The organism is Streptomyces sp. NPDC056231 (assembly GCF_048270745.1).
Lineage (GTDB): Bacteria > Actinomycetota > Actinomycetes > Streptomycetales > Streptomycetaceae > Streptomyces.
The window spans coordinates 17,444-43,394 of the sequence record NZ_JBLVKW010000061.1; the positions used below are offsets into that span (position 1 = coordinate 17,444).

General features: G+C 69.0%; 18 protein-coding genes, 1 tRNA gene and 1 pseudogene. 3 read left to right on the forward strand and 17 right to left on the reverse strand.

Going from position 1 to position 25,951, the window contains the following annotated elements; translation table 11 throughout:
• Positions 1 to 57 precede the first annotated feature (57 nt).
• Positions 58 to 1,374 (forward strand): hypothetical protein, encoded by a 1,317-nt coding sequence (locus ACNPQM_RS32650; protein WP_418086785.1) that lies wholly within the window; start codon positions 58 to 60, stop codon positions 1,372 to 1,374.
• 42 nt (positions 1,375 to 1,416) lie between these two features.
• On the opposite strand, the gene ACNPQM_RS32655 is transcribed toward ACNPQM_RS32650, so the two are convergent.
• The 4 genes from ACNPQM_RS32655 to ACNPQM_RS32670 form a co-directional block, all read right to left on the reverse strand.
• Complete coding sequence (locus ACNPQM_RS32655) at positions 1,417 to 2,307, reverse strand: hypothetical protein (RefSeq protein ID WP_418086786.1); 891 nt, start codon at positions 2,305 to 2,307, stop codon at positions 1,417 to 1,419.
• 400 nt (positions 2,308 to 2,707) lie between these two features.
• Positions 2,708 to 3,388 carry a DUF5701 family protein gene (locus ACNPQM_RS32660; RefSeq protein ID WP_418086787.1) on the reverse strand — a complete coding sequence of 227 codons (681 nt, stop codon included), beginning with the start codon at positions 3,386 to 3,388 and terminating at the stop codon, positions 2,708 to 2,710.
• A gap of 293 nt (positions 3,389 to 3,681) precedes the next feature.
• A complete protein-coding gene (locus ACNPQM_RS32665; RefSeq protein WP_418086788.1) occupies positions 3,682 to 5,916 on the reverse strand; it encodes a penicillin acylase family protein in 2,235 nt (744 codons plus the stop codon).
• Between the two features lie 722 nt (positions 5,917 to 6,638).
• Positions 6,639 to 8,501, reverse strand: coding sequence for a CocE/NonD family hydrolase (locus ACNPQM_RS32670; protein ID WP_418086789.1), 1,863 nt, complete (start codon positions 8,499 to 8,501; stop codon positions 6,639 to 6,641).
• Positions 8,502 to 8,946: 445 nt separating this feature from the next.
• Between ACNPQM_RS32670 and ACNPQM_RS32675 the strand changes: the two genes are divergently transcribed.
• Complete coding sequence (locus ACNPQM_RS32675) at positions 8,947 to 9,429, forward strand: hypothetical protein (protein ID WP_418086805.1); 483 nt, start codon at positions 8,947 to 8,949, stop codon at positions 9,427 to 9,429.
• Positions 9,430 to 9,627, forward strand: a pseudogene (locus ACNPQM_RS32680) (IS5/IS1182 family transposase); the annotation flags it as partial. It lies immediately after the preceding gene.
• A gap of 12 nt (positions 9,628 to 9,639) precedes the next feature.
• Here the strand turns inward: ACNPQM_RS32680 and ACNPQM_RS32685 are convergent.
• The 13 genes from ACNPQM_RS32685 to ACNPQM_RS32745 all read right to left on the reverse strand — a co-directional run bounded on the left by ACNPQM_RS32685 (position 9,640) and on the right by ACNPQM_RS32745 (position 25,940).
• Complete coding sequence (locus ACNPQM_RS32685) at positions 9,640 to 10,146, reverse strand: DinB family protein (RefSeq protein WP_358863168.1); 507 nt, start codon at positions 10,144 to 10,146, stop codon at positions 9,640 to 9,642.
• A gap of 143 nt (positions 10,147 to 10,289) precedes the next feature.
• On the reverse strand, positions 10,290 to 11,198 hold the full coding sequence (locus ACNPQM_RS32690) for an MBL fold metallo-hydrolase (RefSeq protein WP_418086790.1): 909 nt from the start codon (positions 11,196 to 11,198) through the stop codon (positions 10,290 to 10,292).
• Positions 11,199 to 11,833: 635 nt separating this feature from the next.
• Positions 11,834 to 11,918, reverse strand: a tRNA-Leu gene (locus tag ACNPQM_RS32695).
• Positions 11,919 to 12,228: 310 nt separating this feature from the next.
• Positions 12,229 to 13,380, reverse strand: a complete 1,152-nt coding sequence (locus ACNPQM_RS32700) for a sugar phosphate isomerase/epimerase family protein (RefSeq protein WP_418086791.1) — start codon at positions 13,378 to 13,380, stop codon at positions 12,229 to 12,231.
• A 49-nt stretch (positions 13,381 to 13,429) separates the two neighbouring features.
• Entirely contained in the window at positions 13,430 to 14,839 is a 1,410-nt protein-coding gene (locus tag ACNPQM_RS32705; protein ID WP_358862280.1) for a nucleotide pyrophosphatase/phosphodiesterase family protein, read from the reverse strand.
• Positions 14,836 to 16,011 (reverse strand): metabolite traffic protein EboE, encoded by a 1,176-nt coding sequence (gene eboE / locus ACNPQM_RS32710; RefSeq protein WP_418086792.1) that lies wholly within the window; start codon positions 16,009 to 16,011, stop codon positions 14,836 to 14,838. Before eboE ends, ACNPQM_RS32705 begins: the two co-directional genes overlap by 4 nt.
• Positions 16,012 to 16,015: 4 nt before the next feature.
• The gene (locus ACNPQM_RS32715; protein WP_358862282.1) at positions 16,016 to 16,864 is read right to left on the reverse strand and encodes a TatD family hydrolase; all 849 of its coding nucleotides are present in this window, start codon (positions 16,862 to 16,864) and stop codon (positions 16,016 to 16,018) included.
• Entirely contained in the window at positions 16,864 to 17,529 is a 666-nt protein-coding gene (locus ACNPQM_RS32720; RefSeq protein WP_418086793.1) for an EboA domain-containing protein, read from the reverse strand. The genes ACNPQM_RS32715 and ACNPQM_RS32720 overlap by 1 nt, the downstream gene beginning before the upstream one ends.
• On the reverse strand, positions 17,520 to 18,401 hold the full coding sequence (locus ACNPQM_RS32725; protein WP_418086794.1) for a sugar phosphate isomerase/epimerase family protein: 882 nt from the start codon (positions 18,399 to 18,401) through the stop codon (positions 17,520 to 17,522). Before ACNPQM_RS32725 ends, ACNPQM_RS32720 begins: the two co-directional genes overlap by 10 nt.
• Positions 18,398 to 19,576 (reverse strand): SCO3242 family prenyltransferase, encoded by a 1,179-nt coding sequence (locus tag ACNPQM_RS32730; protein WP_418086795.1) that lies wholly within the window; start codon positions 19,574 to 19,576, stop codon positions 18,398 to 18,400. Before ACNPQM_RS32730 ends, ACNPQM_RS32725 begins: the two co-directional genes overlap by 4 nt.
• Complete coding sequence (locus ACNPQM_RS32735) at positions 19,573 to 20,691, reverse strand: inositol-3-phosphate synthase (protein ID WP_418086796.1); 1,119 nt, start codon at positions 20,689 to 20,691, stop codon at positions 19,573 to 19,575. The genes ACNPQM_RS32730 and ACNPQM_RS32735 overlap by 4 nt, the downstream gene beginning before the upstream one ends.
• Before the next feature lie 139 nt (positions 20,692 to 20,830).
• A complete protein-coding gene (locus ACNPQM_RS32740) occupies positions 20,831 to 24,484 on the reverse strand; it encodes a ThuA domain-containing protein (RefSeq protein WP_418086806.1) in 3,654 nt (1,217 codons plus the stop codon).
• 451 nt (positions 24,485 to 24,935) lie between these two features.
• Complete coding sequence (locus ACNPQM_RS32745; protein WP_418086797.1) at positions 24,936 to 25,940, reverse strand: sugar phosphate isomerase/epimerase family protein; 1,005 nt, start codon at positions 25,938 to 25,940, stop codon at positions 24,936 to 24,938.
• Positions 25,941 to 25,951 lie beyond the last annotated feature (11 nt).

Consider the following 25,951-nt stretch of genomic DNA (forward strand, 5'->3'; position numbering starts at 1 on the left):
TGAATGCCGATCATGCCCAGGCACACAGAGCCTGGCGATATTGAGGAGTCAGTACGGATGAAGCGCTCCATCCTGGCGACCCTGGCCGCCGCGTCGCTTGCAACCATGTCTCTCACCGGCGCGACAGCAGCCAACGCGATCTCCCCCGCCGCGGCCACCGTTGCCGTTGCCGCGCCCAACGCGGCAGCCCAGTCCGCAGACATCTCGCAACTGCGCCAGGAGTTCAACGACTACATCGCCGGACTCGATCTCGATGCCGCCACTCGAGCAGCCGCCGAGGAGGCAGGATCGTCCGACGACGCACTCGTCGCGGCCGCTGCGAAGTCCCGGACCCAGATCCAGGCAGCGCTCACCGATGCCGGCGTCGACAACGAGTGGACCTCCGGGGCCATCAACCCCAACGACTACAAGTGCTCGACCACGGACTTCCGCGAGTGGGCCCGCGGTCAGATCGCACAGATCGACCCTGATTCGTGGTACTGGTACCAGAACGGCTTCCTGGGTCTGTCGCCCGACCTTCTGGTCCAGTACTGGACCCTGATGAAGACGCCCACCAACCCCAAAAACACCGCTCTCGGACCCAACGGAGCGAACACCGACGAGCTCGCTCGCACGTTCACGAACCTCCAGCGGTTCTGGGACGTCGACACCAGCAACGTCGGGCTCGTCTCACTCGACGGCAAGGTCCTCGGCCCCGACGCCTCGGCCGACCGTCAGTACGTGTACAACGGCCTCGGCAAGGTCAGCCCGCTCGGCGCGCTCTTCCTCCAGTGGGGCGTCGAGGGCGGTCTCAGTCAGGGCCGGCTGGGCGGGTTCCCGGGCGGCGTCGACAACCCGATGTTCTCGCTCAACGCGTTCGCGATCGACCCCGCCCATGCCGGTGACTCGCAGGAGATGCTCGAGACGCTCGGCATCACCCGGCGTGTGGCGATGGGACAGGGCATCCTCCAGATGTGGAACGAGCTCGGCCTCGGCCGGGTCGGCGGACGTGCGGTGATGGCCCACGAGTTCGGACATCAGGTCCAGTACTCGGACAATCTCTTCGAGACCGACATCACCGACGAGGCTGAGGCCACCCGCCGTACGGAGCTGATGGCCGATGCCCTCGGCACGTACTTCACGGTCCACAAGCGCGGCGAGTCGCTCAACAAGGCGTACACCCTGCAGGATCTCCAGACGTTCTACAACGTCGGCGACTGCAGCTTCTCCAACCCCGGGCACCACGGCACGCCCAACCAGCGCTACCGCATCTCCGCTTGGGCTGCCAACCTCGTCAAGAGTGCCGACGACCAAGGACACATCCTGCCGAGCCTGACGGTCGCCGACTCCTTCGAGAAGGTGCTGCCCGAGATCGTCGCCCCCGACGCGCGCTGAGGGACTGTGCGAAACCTCTGACACGGTGCGTCGGCCGTCGGGTCACACCCAGCCACGTCTGGCGATCTGCAGTCCCAGCTGGAAGCGAGTATCCGCTCCGAGCAGCTCCTGCAGTCGAGTGACCCGGCGGCCCACGGTGCGTTCGGACACTCCGAGCTCCCGCGCGATCGACCGGTCGGTCAGCCCGATGCTCAGCAAGCGCACGAGATGCCGGAAGTCCTTCGAGCCATCCAGTACAAGGCTCTCGTCGGCGAGCGGCATCGACAGCTGCCAGTAGGACTCGAACACGCTTCGCAGCCCCGCGACGAGCCGAGGATTCCGAATGTTGGCGACGTGCACCTCCTCATCGCCGTCCGAGGTGACGTTGGCGGAGACCGCGTCGTCGACGATGACGAGATTGATCGGAACGCCGGGAAATATCCTCACCTGTTCGCCGGCCGCCATGCACGTCTCCGCCACCTCGATCGCCTCGGGAGACTCGAGCAGTCGACTGTCGTACACGACCCTGACCTCGACCCCGCGCGCCAGCACCTCGAAGACAGCGTCCGCCGTCGCGATCGGCCGATTGTTGCGCGGAGCCATCGTCAGCGCGTCTATCCGGGTTGCCGCGGAGCTGACGAGGTCCGCGTACTCCTGCAGCGCGATCGCGCCGGTCGAGATGTCGACGCCCACGTCTGCCCGCTGAGACGCGTTCCACACATCCGTCAGCTCCTCGCCGATCTCCCGGATGCGCGCTGCCAGCTGCGTGTACGACTGCGCGGCTGCCTCGAGCGGGCCACGCGGCGCCCGCGCTTCGACCATCCCCTCGGCTCGCGCGACGAGGCCCGAGCGCAGCAACGGCCCGAGGACGCGATCGTCCACCTCGGCCAGCGGCAGCCGACCAGCGGTGGCAAGCCGCACATAGAGTGCTCGCGCATCGTCATCCAGGTCCAAGAGCCCCTGGTCCGCGGGCAGACCGGGTCGAGGGACACGCACCGACGACACTGATTCCCGAGACATGCCAACTCCCGTCGTCCCGATCCAGGGCCGGCCGGTCCAGCACCGGCCGGCCAGAAGCCTATAACTGGCCCTGTTCATGAGTTTGCTGTCGACGTGGCTGGTGACGGGAGGCGAGTTCTCACCGTGACAGGCGCATCTGCGGCCCACCGGCGGGGCGTCATCGCCCTTGGGCCGGGCAGGGCCCATCGGCCGAGGGTCCGGTGCCACCACGATCTTGTGTGCTCGCTGACGGGTCGGCTCCGCAGGCGGGGAGGGGATGGGGCTATGTCGAAGACGACGGGGTGTCGGCCTCGAACACCGCGATGTCGCTGTGGAATCCGACGATAGAGACGCCCTAGGGGCGGCGGCCGGCGGCCGAGCCGAAGCCCAGCCAGGTGTGCCGGTTGTTCCACCAGCACCAGCCCACCTTGGGGGCGTCGCGCCGCTCGCGGCCGTCCCGCCCGGTGCCGTTGCTGATCCAGATCGCCGGGGCGCGGGCGTCCAGAGTGCCGTTGGCCTTGCGCAGCCGCGAACCGATGGTCATGAAGCAGTGGTTGCGCTCCAGCACCTCGGGCTGCTGCAGCAGCCAGTGGATGCCCTCGGTGAGCACGAGCGGGGTGCGGTCCTCCTTGGTGAGGGCGGGCAGGGCCTCGTCCGGGCTCCAGTTGGCCATGTGGTCGCCGCGGTCGAGGCCGGTGACGAGGTAGAGGGGCACGTCGGGCAACTCGGCGTGGTGGGGCACGAACTGGTCGACGTCGGACATGTCGAGGACGACGAAGCCGGGCTTGCCCTCGCGGCGGAGCAGCGGTGCGAGGGCGGAGGCGGGGGCCCGGTCCGGGTGGACGGCGAGCAGGGCGCCGCCGTCCCTGACCTCGGCGCCCTCGGCGAAGGCCCGCAGCTCGGCGGCGGATATCCCGGCGAGCTCGGGCACCCCGAGTTCGATCAGGCGCTCGGCCTGGACGGCGAGCGGCGGAAGCGGAGTCACAGCGTCACCGGAAACGGTTTCTGGCACGGGCAAGTTACTCCCTCGTTTCATGATCGGAGCAGTAACCCCGGGTCAACGAGCCTGCCCGCCGGAATGTTCCCGGGCCGTGCTCCGAGCCACCGCTCCTCACAGCGCGGCCCCCGCGCGGAGACCACTCCGCTGGAGTCGTCTCCACTTGCGCGGGCCTCGGTGCGAGTGCGGGAGACGGAAATTGCCTGACTACAAGGCCCCACCGCACAGGCCGACAGAAGGACTGAGCAGCAGAGTCGCTGAGGCCGACGCACGGAGCCGTAGGGGCGGATTGTGAGCATCAGAACGGTCCCTCGTCGGCGCAAGGGCCGGCCTCATCTGCCTGGACGGTACCTCCGCTCGATGTGACCCTTGAGGTCATCCGCATAGAAGTAGACCGGCCGCAGGTCACCCTTGGCGTACCGTTCAGCCTGGTCGTCGAAGTGCGGTGAATCGGGATGTCCGCTCGTGCCGCCCGCCGTCACCGCCCAGGCGCGCAGTCGCGGCCCGAACTCCACCACCGCCACGAAGCTGTTGCCGCTGGTGCCGTAGTAGCGCTTCGTTCCCGGGTAGGCCTTCGCTCCGAACGACGCGAGGGAGCCCCAGCGCGATGAGGCGAAGGGCACCGGGATGCTCGGCTTGGCGTCGTTGAACTGCTGGACGATCGCTCCGTCGTTGCGCTGGTAGCGGTTGATGTCGCCCCAGGGCACCTTCCAGCTGCCGAAGTCCCGTGCCAGTCGTCGTGTCGCTGTGTCGAGCGCGTCGAGTCGCTGCGCGTCACTGGCGCGGTCGGCCATGTAGTCCCACACCGACATTCCTGCGTTCGCCGCCGCCTGGGACGTGAGCGCCCACAGGTCTTCACCCCAGAACACGGCCACCGACGTCGCGGTCGACTCCGCGGCCCACCGGTGGTCCCAGTCACGCAGCAGGCCGACAGGGCCGGCCAGCGTCGCCTTCTGTCCGTTGCCCTCGGGCAGTTGGTTCCACGCTGTGACGAGACCGGGAAGCAGCCGCGCGAAAGCCGTCAGGTAGGGATCGAACGCGGCCTCGATCAATGTCTTCGGGGTGAAGTCGTCACGCGCGGACAGCACCCGCTCGGCCTGTGGCCCGCGCGGGTTCTCGCCGACCCTGTCGAAGTACCGTGGGTAGTCTGCCGCGTTGGGACTGTCCGCACCGGCGGCGGTCCACGGCGAGTTGTTCGTGTTGAACGCCCAGCCGTTCTTCGGATTCACGACGTGCGGCATGCTGTCCAGGCTGTGCAGTCCGTGCCAGTCGGTCGCCGGATCACTGCCGTCGACGGGCCTGCGATAATCGAAGCGATCGTCTCTCACCGGCATGAACTGCGGCATCAGGAAGGCGATCTCACCCTTCGAGTCCGCGAAGAGCGTGTTGTTCGAGCTGTTCGCCTTCAGGCCCGCCACCCGGAGATAGTCCGCGTAGTTCCCCGTCGTGGTGCGCAGGAAGCTCTGCTTGAGCGCCTCGACGGGCTTGTTCATCAGCGCACACGCGATCCACTTGCCGTTCGCCTCGCGCACGATGGGGCCGTGATGGGTGGCGAACGTGGTGAAGCTGCGTTTGTCCTGTCCGCCCTCCTCGGTACGGAAGGACAAGGTGATCGTCGTCGTTGTGACGGGGCGCAGTTCGTCGCCGTAGCGGTAGTAGCGGATTCCGTCGGCCCCGGTGACGATCGTCTCGGTGAACTCGTCGATGTTGTCGACGCCGCTCGTCGTGTGCATCCAGCCCGTGTGCGCGTTGAAGCCCTGGTAGATGAAGAACTGGCCCCAGGTGGCGGCACCGTAGACGTTGAGCCCCTCGCTGCTGGTCACATGCTGTTCCGAGCGGAAGAAGAAGCTGGTGTGCGGGTTGATCAGCAGCAACGCGTGGCCGTCACGCGTGTGGCTCGGCGCGACCGCGAAGCCGTTCGACCCCGTGGGTTCGCGCAGCACCAGCCCGCGTTCCTCGTCGGTCATCGGCACGTCCCGCTTGTCGTAGAAGGCTTCGAGCTGGGTGAGCAGCACCGACTCGATGTCGCCGCCGATGCTGCCCTCCGAGAAGCTCAGCGGCATCCACGGCTCGAACCGGTCGAGCACGCGCGGACGCACCTCGGGGTGTGTCGCGAGGTAGTAGTTGAGCCCATCCGCCCAGGCCTGCATCAACGTGCGCAGCCACGCGGGAGACTTCGCATAGTCCTTCTTCAGCGCCTCCGGGTCGAGGAACAGCCGCTGCCGCAGGTCCTGCCAGATGGCGCTCTTTCCCTCGGCCTCGGCCAGACGGCCCAGGGCGACGAGGTAGTTCCGTTCGATCCGGTCGAAGTCGTCCTCCGCCTGCGCGTACATCATTCCGAACACCGCGTCGGCATCGGTCTCGCCCACGATGTGCGGAACGCCCCAGTCGTCCCGCGTGATCGTCACATGGGCGGCGTGTCTGTTCCAACGGGCCTTCTCGGGCAGCGTCTGCGGCGATGCCGCCAACGCGGCTGCGGACGGCACTCCCGCCGCGGCCGCGGCCAGTCCGGCTGCCGTGCCCAGCACACGCCGCCGACTTACTCCCGTCTTGCGCACATGACTCACGAGCTGCTCCACCTTCCATCCGGAAATCAAAGGATCGTGCAGTTCACACGCTCGGGAGGAGGGCGGCCACGCGCGGGGTCCACTACGCCTTCGGCCGTCGACGCGCAAACGCGTCATATCACTGCAGCGCAGCCCCTCCACAACAGGCAGTTGCACCGGTGGACCGCGGCCCGACCACCACAACGGCAGCAACCACATACGAAGCAACCGCCACAGCAGGAGACACAGACCTCCGGTGATCACTCACATCGTCAGTCTTATCCGCCACTCGGCCCACTGACAAGACCTCGATCGACAGTGAACGGAACGCCGACTCGCATCGCCCCGCACAGGCACCAACTCCGGGATAGCTGCCGGTCGTTGTGCGGGAGACGACCAGCGGCCCGGTCTGCTCAGGCCACGATCCGGAAGGCGTTCGGCACGACCATCACCATGCCGGCCCGCGAATGCGCCAGTGCCTGGTCGCTGTGTTGCACAGCCTCCCAATGTTTGCCCGGGACATCCGGCATCGTGGGGCACGTATGGTCGGATACGCCTCCCCGGTCACGTGGACGCTGCACCAACACGCCGTCTGACTGGGTGGATGAGGATTTCCGCAGGCGCAGGGTCGGCAGCCTGCAAACCCCGTCCGGGAAGGTGTCGACGAGTGATGCCGATCCGTCGCCACGCGATACGCCAAGCTGTCCGGCCCCCGCATAAGCGGGTGCCGGACAGCCGCCAGGTCATCCGTTCTTTGAGATGCTCAGCGGGAAGGTGGGGGTGCCGACGTTTTTCAGCGTGGTGGTGTTCGCCTTCACGTACGTGTCCAGATACGGCGAGCGGTCACCCTGGGTCGGCGAGTCGAACCGCGGGTCCTGCACCTCGAGGGCGAGCCGCGCGTCGGAGACCGTGATCGTCTCGCCCGAGGGAACGCTCCGCCAGCCGTTCGAGGTGATGGTTCCGATCTGGACCCCCAGCCGGTGCCCTTGCTCGAAGGTCCAGTCCGTCGCCTTCAGGGCGAAGGAGGTTGATCCACTGCTGTCCAGCAGTGCGACGTTCTCGTTGAACATCGTCGCCTTGCCGTCCGGAGCGACGTCCCACATCCGTGCCCAGACGTTGCCCTGACCCCTGGTCTTGAGCGTGATCTCCGGGCTGCCCGTGATCCGCACCTGCTCAGCGGCGGGCGTGGACCAGTTCCAATAACTGTTGGCGGGTGCGTCGGCGTTGAGCGCACTCGTCTGGTCAGTCGTCAGCGAACCGGCCTCCGACGCGTACTCGATGTCCCAGCCCTGAGAATCCGGCGCCGTCAGCGACGGGGCCACCTTCTGCGCCTTGCCGCCGTCGTCGACGTACTGGCCGGGCGCCAGCCGCACCTTGTACGAGTCGTTGGTCTCCGGCCAGGTCGGCTGGGCGCGCCAGTGGCCGAGGCTGTCCTCGAGGGAGAACGCCGGGTCGGCCACCGACGGTTCGATGCCGCGGAGGTACTGGTCGTAGAACCGCATCACCTCGTCGAACCAGCCCGCCCGTCCCATCTTGAGCTGGCCCTTGGCATTGGTGTCGTTACCGCGCACGTGTTCCCACTGGCCGATCCAACCGCGTTGCGGGCCCTGATGGTTGGCCAGGTACTTCTGCATCTGCTCGGGCTTGGTGTTGTCCTCGATGAAGCCCGATGTGACGAACAGCGGCGTCTGGGATCCGGCCGCGCGGGAAGCGAAATCGCGGGCACGCCAGAACGGCGCCTTCGGGTCGGGGTTCTGGGTGTTGGTGAGGTTGTCACTCTCGCACTCGGGGTGGTTCTTCTCGTACCCCGCGTTCGCCTTGTAGTGGTCACTGTCATCGGACAGCTGCGCCATCGTCGCGATCGAGTAGTAACCCCGTGGCGTGCTGGTCACGTTGGAACGCGGCACCCCGTTGCTGTACAGGTAGTTGTACCTGTTCCACGTCGGTTCTTGAGCAACGATCGCCCGCAGTGGCTTGAGCTTGAGGGTATTGGCCGCCAGCCCGGTGTTGGCGTCGTACGACTTGCCGTACATGCCGACCTTGCCAGTCGACCACGGCTGGCTCGCTGCCCACTCGACGGCCGCCTTGATGTCAGCCTGCTCTCCCGGGCCGAGGAAGTCCAGGCACCCGGTGCTGCCGCCGAAGCCGCGCAGGTCCACCATCACGAAGGTGTATCCACGCTCCATGAGCCGCGCGCCGTCGATGAAATCCTGAAATCGCGCCGATGGCCCGACCCGGTCCCACCCCGCGGGAGAAGACTCCCCCGCGTGGGAGAAGTACGGGCCCACCGACAGGATCACCGGCGTCTTCGCATCCGCCGGCAGGTCTGCCGGGCGCAGCACGTCGGCGTGCAGCTCCACCCCGCTGCCGTCCGAGGAAGGGAAGTAGTGCTGCGTCCAGAGCGAGCCCTCAGGGACGCGGTCGTTCTCCTCGTGCGTGACGGGGTCGGTCGCGGTGGCCACCACCTCCGACCGGGCCTGCGCTGCGGTGGCGGACCCGGATGTCGTGCCGGGCGCTGCGGCGGCAGATCCGGCGAGCGTGCCGGTCAATGCGAAGGTGGTGATGACGGCTGAGGCGGCCCAGGCGGCCGCGCGACGTCCTCTCACTTGCTCCTCCCAGGGTTGTCGGTACGGGGCGGTGCAGGTGGTGCTGTCGGGCAGCGGCCCCTGACCCGCCGTCGACGGGGCGACGAGGGGCGGCCGCGCGCAGACGGACGGATTCTGGATTCCGGGTGCGCGCCGGAGCCGACGGCGACGGAGCCTATGGTGATCACTGGCACGCGTCAACAGGGCAGTGCGAGCCGCGTGTTGCTGGTGTGGCCGCAGATGTCCCGACCGGGACTGGTCACGGCGGCTCGCGGGAGCGCGTAAAGCGACGGAGCCCGGGAGCTGCCCTTCCGGACGCGCGCTGCGCGGTCAAGCGTGGCACAGCGGGAGGTCCTTGCCCTCGCGCCAACGCACCCCTTCACCCTCCCTGCCGCCGCGGTGACCGGAAACATGGGAGCAGCCGAGGGCTCCCTAGACCTGCGAGGACGATCTGCCCCACCTGGTGGTGAACGTGGCTACCACCCACGCCGCGGTGGACGACTCCCGCCTGGTCGAGACAGTCCACGACAACCTCGAGCGCCGGGATGCGAAGCCGGGCGAGCACCTGGTCGACGGTGGCTACACGTCCGCCGAGATCATCCTCACCGCTCGCGCCCAGGGCATCGATCTGGTCGGGCCTCTCCCGCCGGCCAGTAATCCACTGAGCGCCTGCGAGGATGACCGCTTCGCCGAGTGTGCGCAGTACGTGCGCGCGTACCCGACCGAGCTGAACGCGCTGGGCGAACGCGCAGATGAACCGGCCCGCAGCAACAGGACCACTTCGAGGCCCAAACAGGCAGAACCGCACCTGGTTCCGAGCACTCATGCCCTGACTGCTGGGCGCGAGCCAACCTCGTCTTGTCAACAGGGCTCTCAGGCCCGGGCGTATTCAAAGGCTCGGCTCGCGCCCCCAGAACGGCAGCTACCGCCGACGTTCGCTTCCCATTAGGCGTATTCCTCCCGCCACAACCGCCGCTACCTGCGACGACGCCAGATCAAGCACACCATCCCCGAATCGAGGAACCAGCGGGCCAACCGTCAACGAAGAGGCAGCAAGGGCGGCCGGCCCGCAGGCTTCGACAAGCGCGGCTACATCTTCCACGGCACCGTCACCGTCGCCTCGGTCCGACTCTGGCTCCACCCGTGATCTCCGCCGGACCTAGCCGCCGGTCGTGCCGTCGAGCATCTCGCGCAGGATGTCCAGATGGCCGTTGTGGCGGGCTGTCTCCTCGGTGAGGTGGAGGAGGATCCAGCGCAGGTCGACGTGGAGGCCGTTGCGGATGGTTCCCTCGGCCTGCTTGTCCAGGTCGTTCCCGGCGACCAGTTCTCGGTAGCGGGCGCTCTGTTCGGCGTATTCGTCGAGCAACTGCGTGAGCGGGAACTCGACGGCGATACGCATCTCGCGGTCCGGGTCCTCATCCGTCATGGGGGCCCGGTCTTCCTCGCCGAGGAAGACCACTTGGAACCAGTAGTACTCGACCCAGCGGAGGTGGTTGATCACTCCGCTCATGGTCATCAGCGGTGAGCCCGGCAGGAGCGCCTTGCAGGCGTTCTCCGCAGAGACGCCATCGCACTTGGCGCGGGCGGTGTCCCGTGCGTAGTCGAGAAACGTGGCGAGCTGGGTGCGCTCGTCCCATGCGGGCGGTGTGTCGTCGATTCTTGTCATCGCGCGAAGCGTCCCCGATCACCGCGACCGATGTCGAGGCATTTAACGACGGGCCCAACCTGCTCCACTCAGCTCATTGTCCGGTGGGTCGCTACAGCCGTTCAGCGCCGGTGGGCCGCCCGGCATGGTCCGCCGGACAGGCCCTAGTCCATGAAGACGCTCCAGGCGACGGTGTTGAGGTTGTCGGCGAGGAAGATGTCGTGCCCGCCGAGGCGCTTGTCCCAGGATGTGGGCATGAGTTCCGTCGCGCGGGCGACGACCGCGTCGATCCAGACCTTGAGCCGCGCCTGCTTGTTGTTGTCCGGTACGCCGGCAGCGGCGGCGGCCTGCCTCGGGTCCACCTCGCGCAGCGCCTCGGTGGCGGCGGTGCGCAGGTCGCGGAGGTACTCGCGGTTGGTCTGCACGTCCTCGGGAGTGCCGAACAGGGCCATGTGTCCGGAGACGACGGTCTCGAAGTCGTACTCCAGCATCTGGTCCATGGCGTCGAAGTAGGCGGGCACGTGGGGGGTGAAGAGCAGCCGGAAGAATGGCGCGTTCCTGACGGTGAAGCTGTCGATCGCCGTCAGCACCTTCTGCTCCGGCAGATGGATGAACAGATTGCCCGGCTGGTGCCAGTCCCCCGTGTACTCCAGGACGATCCGCTGTCCATCGACGCTCAGTTCGCTCCTGCGCCCGGTGAAGGTCTCATTGGGCAGCGGACGCCTGTCGTCGCGTGACTTCTGGATGAACCGGGCGGTGAACTCATGGGAGACGATCTTCAGGCCGCCCCGGGCCATCAGATGGGCGGAGCCGATGTGGTCGGCGTGCGCGTGGCTGTAGACGAGGTGGGTGATCGGCTTCGGGGTCACCTCCCCGATGCCCACCAGCAGCGCTTCGCCCAGGTCCGGCGGGGCGTCCACCACCACGACGCCATTCCTGGTCACCAGGAACATGGTGTTGACCATCCCGCTGGTGATTCCGTAGGCGCCGCCACCCAGCTCCGTGACGTGGTAACCGGACTCGGGGATCTCCGGGCCCAGGGCGAAATCGGGTACAGGTGCGAACTCGGCCATAGCTGCCTCCTCTGCAGTCCGAACTGCCGTCAGTACTGATTCTTCCGACAGAGCATCTACCACGCCGGCACACGACCCACCGTGACACCCTTCCACGGGTGGCGCTTCCGATCCCTCACACGAATGTGTGAGGGGACGTGTTCGGGGGCGTCGGTCGGGGCGGCCGGCCACTTCTAGCGGAAGGCGAAGACGGTGAAGGCCGCGAGTTCCGCGTTCGCGGGGGCACCTGCCTCGACGCCGTAGTAGCGGCGAGGGTGGGTGAGGGTCGTTCGAGGGCGGGTCACATATTCAGGTGAGGGCCAAGGCGTCCGGTCCCGGCCGAGAATCAGTGCAGGCGGAGCCCGGAGGGCTGCCGCAGATCCCGGCACGGACGCGGAGTGAGGATATGAGTGAGCGCTCAGGGGCTGGCCACAGTCCGGTCCATGTGATTGTCCTAGAAGGAACCCCCACTCGACACGCAACAGATCCGAGAGATCACTGAGAGTCTTGGAGACGCTGCGCAGCGCATTCAAGCCGCCGACGCTGACAAGAAAGGCCTACTGCGCGGAGCCCTGGGCATCACTGCCGGCTACGAACACGCAACGAGGACCGCGACCGTTAGGTCGAGGCCCTCGTCTTCGTATCGTCAATCATTGTGTCCGAGGGGGGACTTGAACCCCCACGCCCGATAAAGGGCACTAGCACCTCAAGCTAGCGCGTCTGCCATTCCGCCACCCGGACCAGGTGATCGACCCCGGTCTCCCGCGGCGACAAAGAAAACAATACCAGGGGTTTGGGGTGCCTCTCACCTGCATATTCGATGGTCAGTGGGGGGATGGCGGGCACGCGGAAGCGACAGGCCCGCCGTGCGTACGGTCTGTCGTGGCTCGTGCACGTACAGCAGCAACCGCGCTGGTCGGGCACCGTACGCTCCTGGTGACGGCCGTGGAGCGTACGGTGCCTGACGTCATCGGGCGGGAGTGTGCGCTGTTCCCCGATGTCAGGAATTCGAGGTGAGGCGCGGACCGCCCGTCCGGTACCGCCGATGGTCCTACTTCCGCAGCGCCGCCAAGTTGTCGTAACCGATCCGCGCATGGTTCAGGGACTGCGCGGGGACGGTCGAGCTCGGTGCGTTGTCCTGCTCGACCATCGGGTTGTGGTAGTTCTTCGCCCCGACGCGGCGGAAGAACGTCCGGTAGTCGATGACCCCGGTACCGAAGGGGACCATGTCGTAGCCGTTGCCACTGTTCGTGTTGACGATGCCGTCCTTGGCGTGGAACAGCGGGTAGCGCTTGGTGTTGCCGCGGACCAGTGCCGCCGGGTCGAAGATGTTCTCCTGCTGCGATCCGTCGTGCGCGGTGTAGGTGTGGAACTTGTACTGGGCGACATGCGCCCAGAAGATGTCCATCTCCAGCCACACGGACTTCGGGTCGGTGACCTGAAGGAAGTACTCGAGCTTGCGGATGCCGGAGCTGCGGGTGGGGCGTCCCTGTGCGTCCAGCGGACCGCCGTCGAGCAGGAAGCCGTAGGCCGCGTCGTGGTTGTGGGTGTACAGCTTGATACCGGCACCCTGAGCGATCTGTCCGAGCGTGTTCCACTTGTCGGCGGCCACGTCCCAGTCGGCACGGTAGGCGCTGCCGGTGGGGTCGCCACCGGTGCCCATGTGTTCCATGCCGAGGATGTTCGCTATCTCGAGGTGCTGCTTGAACTTGTCCAGGTCGCCCTGGTTCAGCGGCCAGGACGACGGGATGAAGCCGTGGTTGCCCTGGGCGCGCAGACCGTACTCGTCCAGCCACGAGCGCAGCAGCTTCGCGCCTTCCACCGTTTCGAGGTTGTTTCCGCCGGGTGCGTTGGCGTGCTGGCCGTACCCTGCGAACTCGACCTGCTGGTAGCCGTAGCGGGCCAGCTCCCCGAAGACCTCACGGAAGCCCGAGGGAAGGTCGGTGGTGAGCGGATCCCGGCCCGTGGCGTCGCGCACGGTGTACAGGATGATTCCTCGCTTGTCCGCCGGAACCAGATGCAGGCCGACGCCCTGCCCCTGGTCGGGGGCGGGCTGGGCAAGGGCCGGCGACGCGCCGAAGGCGGGCGCGGCGATCGCCGCTGCCGCAGCGGCCGTGCAGGTGCTCAGGAAGCGGCGGCGGCTGACGCCGAGGCTGCGGCGCAGGGCGCCGTCGGTTCCGGATTCGTCGTTGTACGCGGTCACGGTCTCTCTCTTTCTCGAAGATGCTCGAAACGCTGTGCACAGACCGATCTCATGCGAGGCCGGCAAGCTTGAGGAGCAGGGACTTCACTTCGGTGGCCCGGACGGGGCCGGTGAACGCGTGGGGGGTGGAGCAGAGGATGAGCGGACCTTCTTCGTCGCTCATGGGGAGACGGCCGTGGCTGCCGCGAATGGGTGACGGGTCGAGGGGCACGACCGCCATGCGGTAGCGCATGCCGAGCTTCTTGCGGGCCACGGCGGTGGCCGCCTTGACCCGGACGTACGGGTCCTGGGGGTCCAGGAAGAGTTCGACCGGGTCGTAACCGGGTTTGCGATGGATCTCGACGAGCTGCGCGAAGTCGGGGGCGCGCGCGTCGTCGAGCCAGTAGTAGTACGTGAACCAGGCATCCGGGTCGGCAACGGCGACGAGCTCGCCGGAGCGCGGGTGGTCGAGGCCGTGAGCCTTCTTGCCCTCGTCGTCGAGGAGCTGTTCGATGCCTTGGATGTCCTGGAGAGCTTCACGGGTCGCATCGAGATCCTCGGGACGGCGTACGTAGACGTGGGCGAGCTGGTGGTCGGCGACGGCGAAGGCGCGGGAGGCCATCGGATCCAGGTACTCCATGCCGTCCTGGGTGTGGACCTCCAGCAGCCCGGCGCGGCGCAGTGCCCGGTTGATGTCGACCGGGCGGTCGACACGGGTGATGCCGTACTCGGAGAGCGCGACGACGGTGCGCCCCTCGCGGCGGGCGTCGTCGAGCAGCGGGGCCACGGCCCGGTCGAGCTCGGCCGCCGCCCGGTACGCGCGGGGGTCGTCGGGCCCGTAACGCTGCAGGTCGTAGTCGAGGTGCGGCAGGTAGCACAGGGCCAGGTCGGGGTGGCGGGTATCCAGAATGTGCCGGGTCGCGTCGATGATCCACTGCGAGGAGACGAGGTCGGCGCCGGGTCCCCAGAAGTGGAAGAGGGGGAAGGTGCCGAGCTTTTCGGTGAGCTCGTCGTGGAGGGCGGGCGGCCGGGTGTAGCAGTCGGGTTCCTTGCGGCCGTCGGCGTAGTAGACGGGACGCGGGGTGACGGTGATGTCGGTGTCGGCGCCCATCGCGTACCACCAGCAGATGTTGGCGACGGTGTAGCCGGGGTGGGAGCGGCGGGCGGCGTCCCAGAGCTTGTCCCCGGCGACGAGGCCGTTGTGCTGGCGCCAGAGGAGAACGTCGCCGAGCTCGCGGAAGTACCAGCCGTTGGCGACGATGCCGTGTTCGGCGGGGGTGGTGCCGGTGAGGAAGGTGGACTGGGCGGCGCAGGTGACGGCAGGCAGCACGGTGCCGAGGGGAGCGTGAGTGCCGGACCGGGCGAGGGATGCGAGGTGCGGCATGTGGTCGAGGAGCTGAGGGGTGAGGCCGACGACGTCGAGGACGAGGAGAGGGGTGGGGGCGCCGGTGGGGGACGTGCCCGTTTCGACCGCTGTCATGGGAGCTCCTTGAGGCCGAGGTCGACCAGGAGGTCGCGGGCAAGGGTGAGTTCGGCGGCGATGCCGTCCGCGAGCTGAGGCCGGCTGCGGGGGCGCAGCTCGGCGGGGAGCGCCTGCCAGGTGTACGTCTCGACCTCCAGGTGCCGGGTCAGCGGCCGGGCTCCGCCGACCAGTCGGGCCAGCGTGGACTGGAGCACCGGGACGGTCGAGGTGAGCGGTGGGGCGGGGGGTGCGTGAAGCGGGACGTGGAAGTGGGCGCGCCACGGTGTGCCGTCGGGCAGTGCCTGGCCGGTGACCGCCTCGTCGAGGTCGTCGGTGCCGCGCAGTCCGTGCGTGGTCCGGGTGCGGGTCTGGTGGAGGAAGCGGGGTTCGGCGAAGGCGGCGAGCGCGGTGCGCACCTCCGGGAGGTGCGGGTGTTCGGCGTGGAGTGCGGCAGAGAGCTGGCACTTGGTGACCTGGATGCCGGCTGCGGAGAGTGCGTCGAGGGCGGTGGCCGGGTCTTCGAAGGAGGTGGCGAGATGGCAGGTGTCGATGCAGATGCCGATGCGGTCGTGTCCGACGGCGGTGAGCGGTGCGACGGCGTCGGCGGTTGTCTCGACCGTGCAGCCCGGTTCGGGTTCGAGACCGATCCGGATGGACTTGCCGGTCAGCTCGGCGAGGGCGTCGAGCCGTTCGGCGAGGGTGCTGAGGGCGGTGTGTGCGGTGCGGGCGGCCTCCGGGTCGCCGGTGTACGGGGTGCGCCAGGCGATCGGGAGGGTGGAGATGGTGCCTTCGGTGACGTCGTCGGGAAGCAGGGTGGCGAGCAGCCGGGCGAGATCGGTGGTGTGGGCGAGGCGTTCGGGGTCCGTCCAGTCCGGCTTGTACACGCGGTACTTGACCTCTTCGGCGCCGAATCCTTCGTACGGGAAGCCGTTCAGGGTGACGACTTCGAGGCCGCGGCGGTCGAGTTCGGCGAGCAGGGAGCGCTGCTGGGCGGGGTCGTTGATCAGGGTGTTCGCGGCGTTCTTGGCGAGCCAGAGGCCGATACCGAGGCGGTCGCGGCCGAGGCGCTTTCGGACGGGTTCGCAGTGGTCGCGCAGTTGGGCGCGAACACCGTCGAGGGTCTCGGCAGGGTGGACGTTGGTGCAGTAGGCGAGGTGGACGGTGGATCCGTCGGGGTGGCGGAAGCGCATCGGGTCACTCCCCGCCACGAAGGATGGAGTTCCCCTCGTGGAGTGGATCGGGGGTGGCGAGATCGAGTTGCAGGCGGCCGCTCTGGCCGTAGAAGGCGACGGGGTTGCGCCAGAGCACCTGGTCGACGTCGTCGTCGCTGAACCCTGCGGCGAGCATGGCGTCGCCGACCTTCCGGGTCTTGAGGGGGTCGCTCCTGCCCCAGTCGGCGGCCGAGTTGACCAGGATCTTCTCGGTGCCGTGGGTCTTGAGGATCGCGATCATGCGGTCCTCGTCCATCTTGGTGTCGGGGTAGACGGAGAAGCCCGCCCAGCAGCCGCTGTCCACGGCGTCCTGCACGGTCGTCTCGTTGAGGTGATCGAGCAGGACCCGCTCCGGGGGGAGGTGGGATTCGCGGATCACGTCGATGGTGCGGTGCAGACCGGTGAGCTTGTCCCGGTGCGGGGTATGGACGAGGGCGGGCAGCCCGTGGTCGGCGGCGAGCTGCAACTGGGCGGCGAGGGCGGTGTCCTCGGCCGGAGTCATGGAGTCGTAGCCGATCTCGCCGACGGCGACGACGGTGTCCTTCACGAGGTAGCGGGGCAGGGCGTCCAGGACGGGGGTGCAGCGGGGGTCGTTCGCCTCTTTGGGGTTGAGGGCGAGCGTGCAGTGGTGGGCGATGCCGTACTGGGCGGCGCGGAAGGGTTCCCAGCCGAGCAGGGCGTCGAAGTAGTCGAAGAAGCTCGCGGGCGAGGTGCGGGGCTGGCCGAGCCAGAAGGAGGGTTCGACGAGGGCACGGACACCTGCGTCGTACATCGCCTGGTAGTCGTCCGTGGTGCGGGAGGTCATGTGGATGTGGGGGTCGAAGATGCGCATCAGGACTCCTCCGTGGGGACGGCAGGGCCGGGGGTGGTGAGATCGAGAACCCGGGTGAGATCGGCGGGGACGCTGCGTCCGGCGGCGGTGCGTTCGGCTGCGAAGTCGCCCAGCATGCGGGCGAGTTCGGCGTCACCGCGGGCGCGGTGGGCCAGTGCGTCGACGGCCTCGACAGGGACTCCGGTGAAGAGGCACTTGAGGACGGCGTGGCGCCACTGGTGCGTGTCGAGATGGGCGGCGGCGTACGGACCGACGGCGGCGGCGACCAGCCGGGTGTCGTTGGTGCGCAGGGCGTCCTCGACAAGGTGGCGGGCGGTGGGGCCGAGGTCCAGCCGATGCAGGGTGAGGAGAACGGCGCGCCGCTCGGCGGCGGTGCCCTGTTCGTAGAGCCTGGTCACGGCGGGGAGGGCGGCTCGGGCTTCGAGGAGCAGCAGGGCGCGTACGGAGTCGGCGTGCTCCAGCCCGCAGTGCCGGCCTGCGGCGGCGAACCGCAGCTCCCACGGCGGCACGGCGTACGGGCCGGCGGGCGCGGCGTCCTCGTGGGCGGCGGCGTGCGCGGCCTCGGCGAGGGCCTCGTCGAGCCAGGCGCGTGCGGCGCCGCCCAGCCGGTCGTCGAGTTGCCCGCGGGTCAGCAGCGAGGGCGTCTGCGATGGGGTCATCGGCATGAGGTTGCTCCCTTCGGGACTGTCGACGGGATGCGGGAGCGCAGGAAGTCGATGGAGGTGCGGGCGAGTTCGGGGCCGGCGTGGGAGTGGCGGGGCAGTTCGACCACGGTGAGGCCGCGGTATCCGGTGTCGCCGAGCGTGTCGAGCGCTGCGAGCACGGGCGGGAAGTCGATCTCGCCGTCGCCGAACGGCAGATGCTCATGGATGCCCCGGCGCATGTCCTCGATCTGGACGTGGCGGATCCAGGGTGCGGCGTCCCGGACGCAGTCTGCGGGTGAGGACGGCTCCAGGCACTGGCAGTGGCCGATGTCGAGGGTGAGCCCGAGTGGTTCGGGGTCGCCGCTGAGGATGCGCAGGTGGTGGAAGTCGGAGAGATTGGCGAGGAGATGTCCGGGTTCGGGCTCGATGGCGAGCGGGATGCCCGTGCGCTCGGCGGCTACGAGCACCGGGGCCAGGGCGCTGGTCAGCCGCTGCCAGGCCGTATCGGGCGTGGTGTGGGGTGGGGTGATGCCGCTGAAGCAGTGCACGGCGTGGGCGCCCAGGTCGGCGGCGACTTCGACGGCCCGGACCAGGAGCCGGGTGCGGGCGGCGCGGGCCTCCGGGTCTGCGTCGAGGAGGGACGGGCCGTGCTTGCGGCGCGGGTCGAGGACATAGCGGGCACCGGTCTCGACGGTGACACCCAGCCCGAGCTGTTCGAGTCTGTGCGCCACGCGGCGGGTGCGGGTGGCGAGGTCCGGGGCGAGGGGGTCGAGGTGCATGTGGTCGAGAGTGAGGCCGACGCCCTCGTACCCGAGGCCCGCGAGGAGCGCGAGGGCGTCGTCGAGGCGGAGGTCGGTGAGCCCGTTGGTTCCATAGCCGAGGCGGATGGTCATGTGGGGCTCACCTTCCGGGCGAGTGTGCGGGCGAGAGGGACGAGCCCCATGACGGCGAGCCCGGTGCCGGCCGCTCCGGCACGGGCGGCGAGCGCGGCCTGGAGCGGGATCATCGCCCGGATGCCGCTGCCCACAGCGCGCTGGGTCAGCGGCGGGGACGGGTTCAGGGTGGCGTGGAGGAGCGGCTCGGCGGCGGTCCGGAGATAGGCGCCGGTGAGTGCGGTGACGAGGAGGCGGGGCGAGGTGCCGGTACGGGTGTCCGGGGGTGCGGGCGCTCCGGGTACGAGGCGGTGGTTTTCCCCCGCCGCGCCGCTTCCCGGGGCCGGGGGCACGTCCCCGTGCCCCCGCTGCTCGCGTACCGCGGTCGCGCCGAGCGCGATGACCGCCGCGAGCGCGGAGAGGGGCGCGACGGTGGAACCGCCGTGGGCCTCGTGGCGCGAGACGGCGGTGACGGCGTAGGTGTGCGCTCCGAGCAGGCCGGCGGCGGAGAGTGCGGCGCGCAACGGGAGGGCCGCTTGCCGGGACGGCTCGCCATGGCGCGGCTGGGCATCCCTGGCTGCTTTCGCCAGGGCGCGGCCGCCCCTGCCGCCGAGCCGGGCGATCGGTCCGCGGCGCGGCTTCCCGGCGGGTCCCGGGGTGGGTGCGGTTGCCCGGACGAGGCCTGTGGTCGGGCCGGGCACGGTGACCGTGCGCGTGTCGGAGTGCTCCGGCTTCGCGCCTGCCCCCCATGTCGCGGTGGCGCCCAGCAGCAGGTCGAGGGCGCGCGCCGTGGCCATCGCGGCCGGGCCCGCCTGGGTGTGTTTCAGGTGGAGGTCGTAGGCCCAGACCGTGGCGGCCAGGCCGGTGGCCACCGTCAGGGCCGGGCGGCCGGCGCGGGCGGCGAGGGACAGGCCCGCGGCCGTCAACGCGCCTGCTGCTGTGAGGGCCGCGCCCGGGGTGATCCGGCCCGAGGGGATCGGGCGGTGCGGACGGTCGACGGCGTCCTCGTCGCGGTCGGCCCAGTCGTTGAGGGCCATGCCCGCCTCGTAGAGGCAGAGGGACGCGCCGACGGCCAGCACGGTGCCGCGGCCGGGACGCCGTCCGATGGCTGCCGCCCCGGCGAGTGCGTCCCCGGGGACGGTGAACAGCGCCGAGATCCGCAGCAGCTCGGCCCAGGCACGTACGGTAGCTGTCACTTCTCCCCCCGCAGCCGTTCGGCGAAGGCCAGCAGCGCGATGTACTGCTCGGACAGTGCGGCGGGGCCGCCGTCCGGGTCCTTGAAGTAGAAGCCGAGTTCCGGACGCGGGCCGGTCAGGCCCACCTCCTGGGCGCGGGCGAGCAGCCGCGCCAGGTCGAGGACAAGGGGGGCGGCCAGCGCCGAGTCGCAGCCCTGCCAGGTCGTCTGGAGGACCATGCGGGCGCCGAGGAATCCGTCGAACGCGATGTGGTCCCAGGCCGTCTTCCAGTCGCCGAGCGCGGGAACGTCGTCGATGTGCACCTCCCCCTCGGGTGCGGCGCCGAGAGTGTCTGCGAGGACGCGCTCCTTGCCCGCATTCTTGGCCGCTGCCGCGCCGGGGTCGGCCAGCGCCGCTCCGTCCCCGCCGCCCAGCAGGTTCGTGCCGGACCAGGCCCGTACGGGCAGGGCGCGTTGCACGAACATCGGGGCGAGCACGGAGCGGAGCAGCGTCTGGCCCGTCTTGCCGTCGCGGCCTGCGTGAGGAAGGCCGCAGTCCGCGACGGTGTCCTGGAGCGCGGGGGCGCGCACTCCGGTGGAGGGGGTGAAGTTGATGTAGGGGCAGCCGGCCCGGAGCGCGGCCGCTGCGTAGAGCGAGCTGGTGGGCAGCCGCTTCTCGCCGGGTTCCGGGACGGCTTCCGTCGACGCGACGTTGACGACGACCGTGCGGGCCAGGTCGCCCCGGCGGCCGAAGTCGGTGAGGTCCGCGGCGAACGCGGCGATGAGTTCCTCGTCGGTGCGGGTGTCGCCGGGCAGCGGGCCACCCGGGCGTATCTCGGCGTCGGCGGCCGCGAGTTCGGTCCGTACGGCGGAGGGCAGCCCGTGCGGGAGCACTCCCCCGGCGGCCAGTGCCTCCGCCCGTTTGGGCAGCGGACAGCCGACGGTGTCGTGTCCGCCGAAGACCAGGGAGCTCAGCGCCGGCAGCCCGCTGCCGGCGAACGGCGCGGTCTCGGTGACCATGCCTGCCGCCGGGTGGAACCCAGCCACGACGGCCGCGCAGCCCGCCATGGCGGTGGTGGCGACGGAGCCACGTGCTCCGATGAACCAGACTCCGGTACGAACGGCGGTTGCTGACACGGGCTGCCTCCCTGGCTGGGATCCTGGCTGGGCGGTGCAAGGAGCGGGGCGCTGATCGAATCGAGGCGGACAAGGGTGGAGGGTGACGGCGGGCGAGGTAGGGCCTTTGCCCCGCCCGCCGTCGGACTGCGGCTGCCGCCTATGCGGCGGGCAGCTCCTTCAACTCGATGTTGCGGAAGGACACATGGTCGTCGGCTCCGTGGTTCTGGAGGCCGATGTAGCCGCTCTTCAGGCTGCGGACGGGATCGGTGTTCGTGAAGTCGTTGATCTTGACTCCGTTGAGGAAGACCTGGAGCCGTTCGCCCTGGACCTTGATCTCGTAGCTGTTCCACTGGCCGGGCGGCCGCAGGACCTGGTCACGGGCCTTGATGTCCGCTGCCTTGAAGCCGTAGATGGCGCCCGTGGTGCGGTCGGGGGCGTCGGTGGCGTCGATCTGGACCTCGTAGCCGTTGTTCACCGCGGACCAGGGGTCGTCGGACTCCGGGAACCCGACGAAGACACCGGAGTTGTCGTCGCCCTCCAGCTTCCAGTCGAGCTTCAGCGAGTACGACCCCAGCTCCTTGGCCTGGTAGGTGAGCAGGCCCATGCCGCCCTCGGAGCGGAGCTCACCGTCGACGACGTTGAACTTCCCGGGGCCCGCCTGCTTCCAGCCCTCGAGCGTCTTGCCGTTGAAGATCGACCGGTAGCCGGAGTTCGGCTTGCAGTCGGCCTTCACCTGTCCGGCCGCGTAGCGGACGCCGCCGAGGAGCAGCTGGCGGAAGTCAGGTTCGGCGTACGACGCCTTGGTGTGGCCGAGGCCGGTGTAGAAGGAGCGGCCGCCCTGGTAGGTCTGGCACCAGGTGATCGGGTGGTCGCCCTTCATGGTGCCGCCGGTGTAGGTCGTCTCGTCGAGCGTGGCGAGGACCTTCACCTTGTCACGCGGGTTGGTGCGGTAGTTGTACAGCTCGTCGGTTCGGTTCCAGGCGTCGTCGAGGTGGGCGGTCGCCGGGTGCTTGTGGTCCTCGACGCGGACGGTGACGGGCTGGATCGCGGGGTGTCCGGCGAAGTACGCGCCGACGAGTCCGCCGTAGAACGACCAGTCGTACTCGGTGTCCGCGGCGGCGTGCACGCCCATGTAGCCGCCGCCGGTGGCGATGTAGTTCTCGAACGCCTTCTGCTGGTCGGCGTTGAGCACGTCACCGGTTGTGGAGAGGAAGACGACGGCGTCGTAACGGGCGAGGTTGCTGGCGGTGAACTGGCCTGCCGCCTCGGTGGAGTCGACGGTGATGTTGCTGGTCGCGCCGAGTTCCTTCAGCGCCGCGATGCCCTCGGGGATCGCGTCGTGACGGAAGCCGGCCGTCTTCGAGAAGACCAGGACCCGCTTGGCGGTCCGGTCGGGGGCGCTGTTGGAGAGCTCGAAGTCGTCGACGTCGAAGAGCGCCCCGGCGCCGCCCTTGAAGACCAGGAAGAGTTCGGTGGCCTTCCCCGGGACGCCGCGCAGCGGTACGTCGATGTCCTGGAAGTTCTCCCAGCCGCCGGTCACCGGGACCGGTGCGGAGCCGAGGATCTTGCCGGTCGCGGAACCGGACCGTACTTCGAGGAAGCCTCCCGCGCCGCCGGACGAGATCCGGGCGGTGAGCTTGGTGGAGTCACCGAGGATGTACGGCTTGAATGAGATCCAGTCGCCGTTGTCGATGTCGCCGACCGTCTTGCCGCCGTGCGCGGCCGCCTTGTCGTACGTCCTGATTCCGGACGACGCGGTGAAGTGCTCGGCCTGGCGGTGACGGGGCTGAAGCTGCGACTGGGCGTGGCCGGAGAGCGCGGCCTGGCCGCCGCCCCCGCCGTCGGTGTACGAGGCGTCGATGACTCCGAAGATGTTGGCGTTCGGGTCGTGTCCGCCGTCGACCTGGGTGCTGATGGTTCCGGTGCAGCCGTTGGTCGTGGTGATCGGGTGGCCGTGGCTGTCATGACCGAGTACGAAGCGGACCTCGACCTTCGAGCAGTCGATCGTGCCGTCCTCGGGGTCGGTGACGGTCACCTTGAACGGGACCTTGTCCCCGAAGCTGAACAACTGTCCGTCACCGGGGAGTTCCAGCTTCACCGTGGGTGCCGTGTTGCCGACGGTCACATGGACGCTCGCCGATCCGGTGCGTCCGGTGGGGTCCTTGGCGGTGACGGTCGCGGTGTAGGTGCCATTCTTCCGGTATGTGTACGTGGGGTTCGCGGCGGTCGACGTGCCGCCGTCACCGAAGTCCCAGGAGTACGTGAGTGCGTCGCCGTCGGAGTCCGTGGTGCCGGCCGAGGAGAACTGCACCTTCAGCGGTGCGGCGCCGGACGTCTTGCTGGAGGCGGCTTGGGCTACGGGCGAGTGACCGCCGGTCGCGTTCTCGATGCGGTAGAGCGCGGAGTTCTCGTCGCCGCCGAACCAGGAGAGGCCGTAGTCCAGTACGTACAGCGCCCCGTCCGGGCCGAAGGCCATGTCCATCACCTGGGTCCCGGACCACGGGACGTTGTTGATGGACTGGACGGTGCCGTCGGCGTCGTGCTTGATGCGCTTGATCCAGCGCCGGCCGAACTCACCGGCGAAGAAGTCACCGTCGTACGACTCGGGGAACTTCACGGGTGAGTCGAGGTTCGGGTCGTAGTGGTAGACGGGGCCGCCCATCGGCGACTCGGAGCCGTTGCCGAACTCGGGCACGGAACCGCCGTCGTACGGGATCCAGGCGGGCTGCGCCGGCGGCAGGTCGACCAGGCCGGTGTTGTGCGGCGAGGTGTTCTTCGGGGCGTTGCAGTCGAAGGCGGCGCCGGACGTCTTCGTCGCGAAGTCGTAGTCGACGAACGCGTCGTTCTTCCCGGTGCAGAACGGCCAGCCGAAGTTACCCGGCTCGGTCACCCGGGCGAACTCGACCGTTCCGGCCGGTCCGCGCTTGGGGTCGGCAGCGCCCGCGTCGGGCCCGTAGTCGCCGACGTAGACAACGCCGGTGGCCTTGTCGACGCTGAAGCGGAACGGGTTGCGGAAGCCCATCGCGTAGATCTCGGGGCGTGTCTTGTCCGTGCCCGGCGCGAAGAGGTTGCCGTCCGGAATGGTGTACGAGCCGTCGTCGGCGACCTTGATCCGGAGGATCTTGCCGCGCAGGTCGTTGGTGTTGCCCGAGGTACGCCGGGCGTCGAACGCCGGGTTGCGGTTCGGGCGTTCGTCGATGGGCGTGTAGCCGTCGGAGGCGAACGGGTTGGAGTCGTCGCCGGTCGACAGATACAGGTTGCCCTGCGCGTCGAAGTCGATGTCGCCGCCGACGTGGCAGCAGATGCCGCGGGACGCCTTGACGTCGAGAACCTTCTTCTCGCTGCTCAGGTCGAGGGTGCCGTCCGCCTTGAGGACGAAGCGGGAGAGCCGGTTGACGCCGTCGAACTTGGCGAAGTCGGCGGCGGTGCCGGTCTCCGGGGCGTCGCCGGACGGGGTGTCCAGCGGCGGCGCGTAGTAGAGGTAGATCGCCCGGTTCTCACTGAACTTCGGGTCGATGCCGACGCCCTGAAGGCCTTCCTCGTCGTGCGAGTAGACGGGGATGACGCCGGAGACCTTGGTGTTGCCTGCGCTGTCGGTGATCCGCAGCTCGCCGTTGCGCGAGGTGTGCAGGACGCTGCGGTCGGGGAGCACGGCCAGGGACATGGGTTCGCCGGTTTCGGCGGCGCCCTTGGCGAGAGTGACCTGCTGGAAGTCCTCGGTCGCCGCCGCGTCGGACGCGGCCGGCGAGGTCGGGCCCGATGCGGCCGCACCTGGCGGGGCGCCCAGGGCGAGGGTGGCTGCGGTGAGCATGCCGCCGGTGAGCAGGGCGAGGGATGTACGGAGTCGGGGCCGGGTTCTGGTTCTGTGCACGAGTGTCCTCCGGAGAGTGCCGGTTGTACGGGCGAGTGCTGCCGTGCCGTTCCGCGCGGGGACTGCCGCGCAGGTCACCGAGCGCCCGGTGGGGCTCCGGTGACGCGAGTCATGTCGTGTACACCAAGGGGACGGTAGACGGGTTCGTCCCGTGTGGAAAGGCCTTGCGCAGGAGATAAGTTGAACTTTTTCCTGGGTCAGGACAAAGGGTGTTTTGGGCAGCGAGGGACGTCCCGGCGGCGCGTGTGCCGCCGGGCTGCGCAGACCTGTCCGCCATCCGCCCCGCCCCGCCGGGGCTCCGGCCCCGGACCCTGGCCCTCAGACGCCGGACCTGCTCACATGAGGCGATTGAGGAGCCGAGGTCCGGGGGTGGAGCCCCCGGGAGGAACTGTCAGTCGCCGCCCCCGAATGCCGCGTCGAACGACGCAGCCGGCGGGTCGAAGTCGTACCGCTTCAGCGTGGCAAGCGCTTCCGGTGCGCCCGCCAGCCGGTCCATGCCGGCGTCCTCCCACTCCACCGAGACCGGGCCTTCGTAGTCGATCGAGCGGAGCATCCGGAACACGTCCTCCCACGGCACGTCACCGTGCCCGGCGGAGACGAAGTCCCAGCCGCGCCGCGGATCGCCCCAGGGCAGGTGCGAGCCGAGACGGCCGTTGCGCCCGTCGAGACGCTTGCGAGCCTCCTTGCAGTCCACGTGGTAGATCCGGTCCCGGAAGTCGTAGAGAAAGCCGACCGGATCGAGGTCCTGCCAGACGAAATGGCTCGGGTCGAAGTTCAGCCCGAACGCGGCCCGGTGGCCGACGGCCTCCAGGGCCCGGTGCGTGGTCCAGTAGTCGTACGCGATCTCGCTGGGGTGCACCTCGTGGGCGAACCGCACGCCCTCCGCGTCGAACACGTCGAGGATCGGGTTCCAGCGCTCGGCGAAGTCCTCGTAACCGCGCTCGATCATCTGCGGCGGCACCGGCGGGAACATCGCCACCAGGTGCCAGATCGACGAGCCGGTGAAGCCGATGACGGTACGGACCCCGAAGGCGGCGGCCGCGCGGGCGGTGTTCTTGATCTCCTCGGCAGCCCGCTGCCGTACCCCTTCGGGCTCGCCGTCGCCCCAGATCCGGGCGGGCAGGATGCCCTGGTGCCGTTCGTCGATCGGGTTGTCGCAGACCGCCTGGCCGACGAGGTGGTTGGAGATCGCCCAGCACTTCAGACCGTACTTGTCGAGCAGCTGCCGCCGCCCGTCGAGATAACCGGGGTCGGCGAGAGCCTTGTCGACCTCGAAGTGATCGCCCCAGCAGGCGAGTTCGAGCCCGTCGTAACCGAAGTCCCGGGCAAGCCGGCAGACCTCCTCCAGCGGCAGGTCGGCCCACTGACCGGTGAAGAGCGTGAAGGGACGGGGCATGCGCGGAACCT

What these genes read in the sequence shown, in the direction of transcription:
- ACNPQM_RS32650 (WP_418086785.1), top strand. Translation starts at nt 58, where the DNA reads ATGAAGCGCTCCATCCTGGCGACCCTGGCCGCCGCGTCGCTTGCAACC.
- ACNPQM_RS32685 (WP_358863168.1), bottom strand. Translation starts at nt 10,146, where the DNA reads ATGACAAGAATCGACGACACACCGCCCGCATGGGACGAGCGCACCCAG.
- ACNPQM_RS32720 (WP_418086793.1), bottom strand. Translation starts at nt 17,529, where the DNA reads ATGCCGATGACCCCATCGCAGACGCCCTCGCTGCTGACCCGCGGGCAA.
- ACNPQM_RS32740 (WP_418086806.1), bottom strand. Translation starts at nt 24,484, where the DNA reads ATGCTCACCGCAGCCACCCTCGCCCTGGGCGCCCCGCCAGGTGCGGCC.
- ACNPQM_RS32725 (WP_418086794.1), bottom strand. Translation starts at nt 18,401, where the DNA reads ATGACCATCCGCCTCGGCTATGGAACCAACGGGCTCACCGACCTCCGC.
- ACNPQM_RS32690 (WP_418086790.1), bottom strand. Translation starts at nt 11,198, where the DNA reads ATGGCCGAGTTCGCACCTGTACCCGATTTCGCCCTGGGCCCGGAGATC.
- ACNPQM_RS32715 (WP_358862282.1), bottom strand. Translation starts at nt 16,864, where the DNA reads ATGCGCATCTTCGACCCCCACATCCACATGACCTCCCGCACCACGGAC.
- ACNPQM_RS32660 (WP_418086787.1), bottom strand. Translation starts at nt 3,388, where the DNA reads ATGAAACGAGGGAGTAACTTGCCCGTGCCAGAAACCGTTTCCGGTGAC.
- ACNPQM_RS32705 (WP_358862280.1), bottom strand. Translation starts at nt 14,839, where the DNA reads ATGACAGCGGTCGAAACGGGCACGTCCCCCACCGGCGCCCCCACCCCT.
- eboE (WP_418086792.1), bottom strand. Translation starts at nt 16,011, where the DNA reads ATGCGCTTCCGCCACCCCGACGGATCCACCGTCCACCTCGCCTACTGC.
- ACNPQM_RS32745 (WP_418086797.1), bottom strand. Translation starts at nt 25,940, where the DNA reads ATGCCCCGTCCCTTCACGCTCTTCACCGGTCAGTGGGCCGACCTGCCG.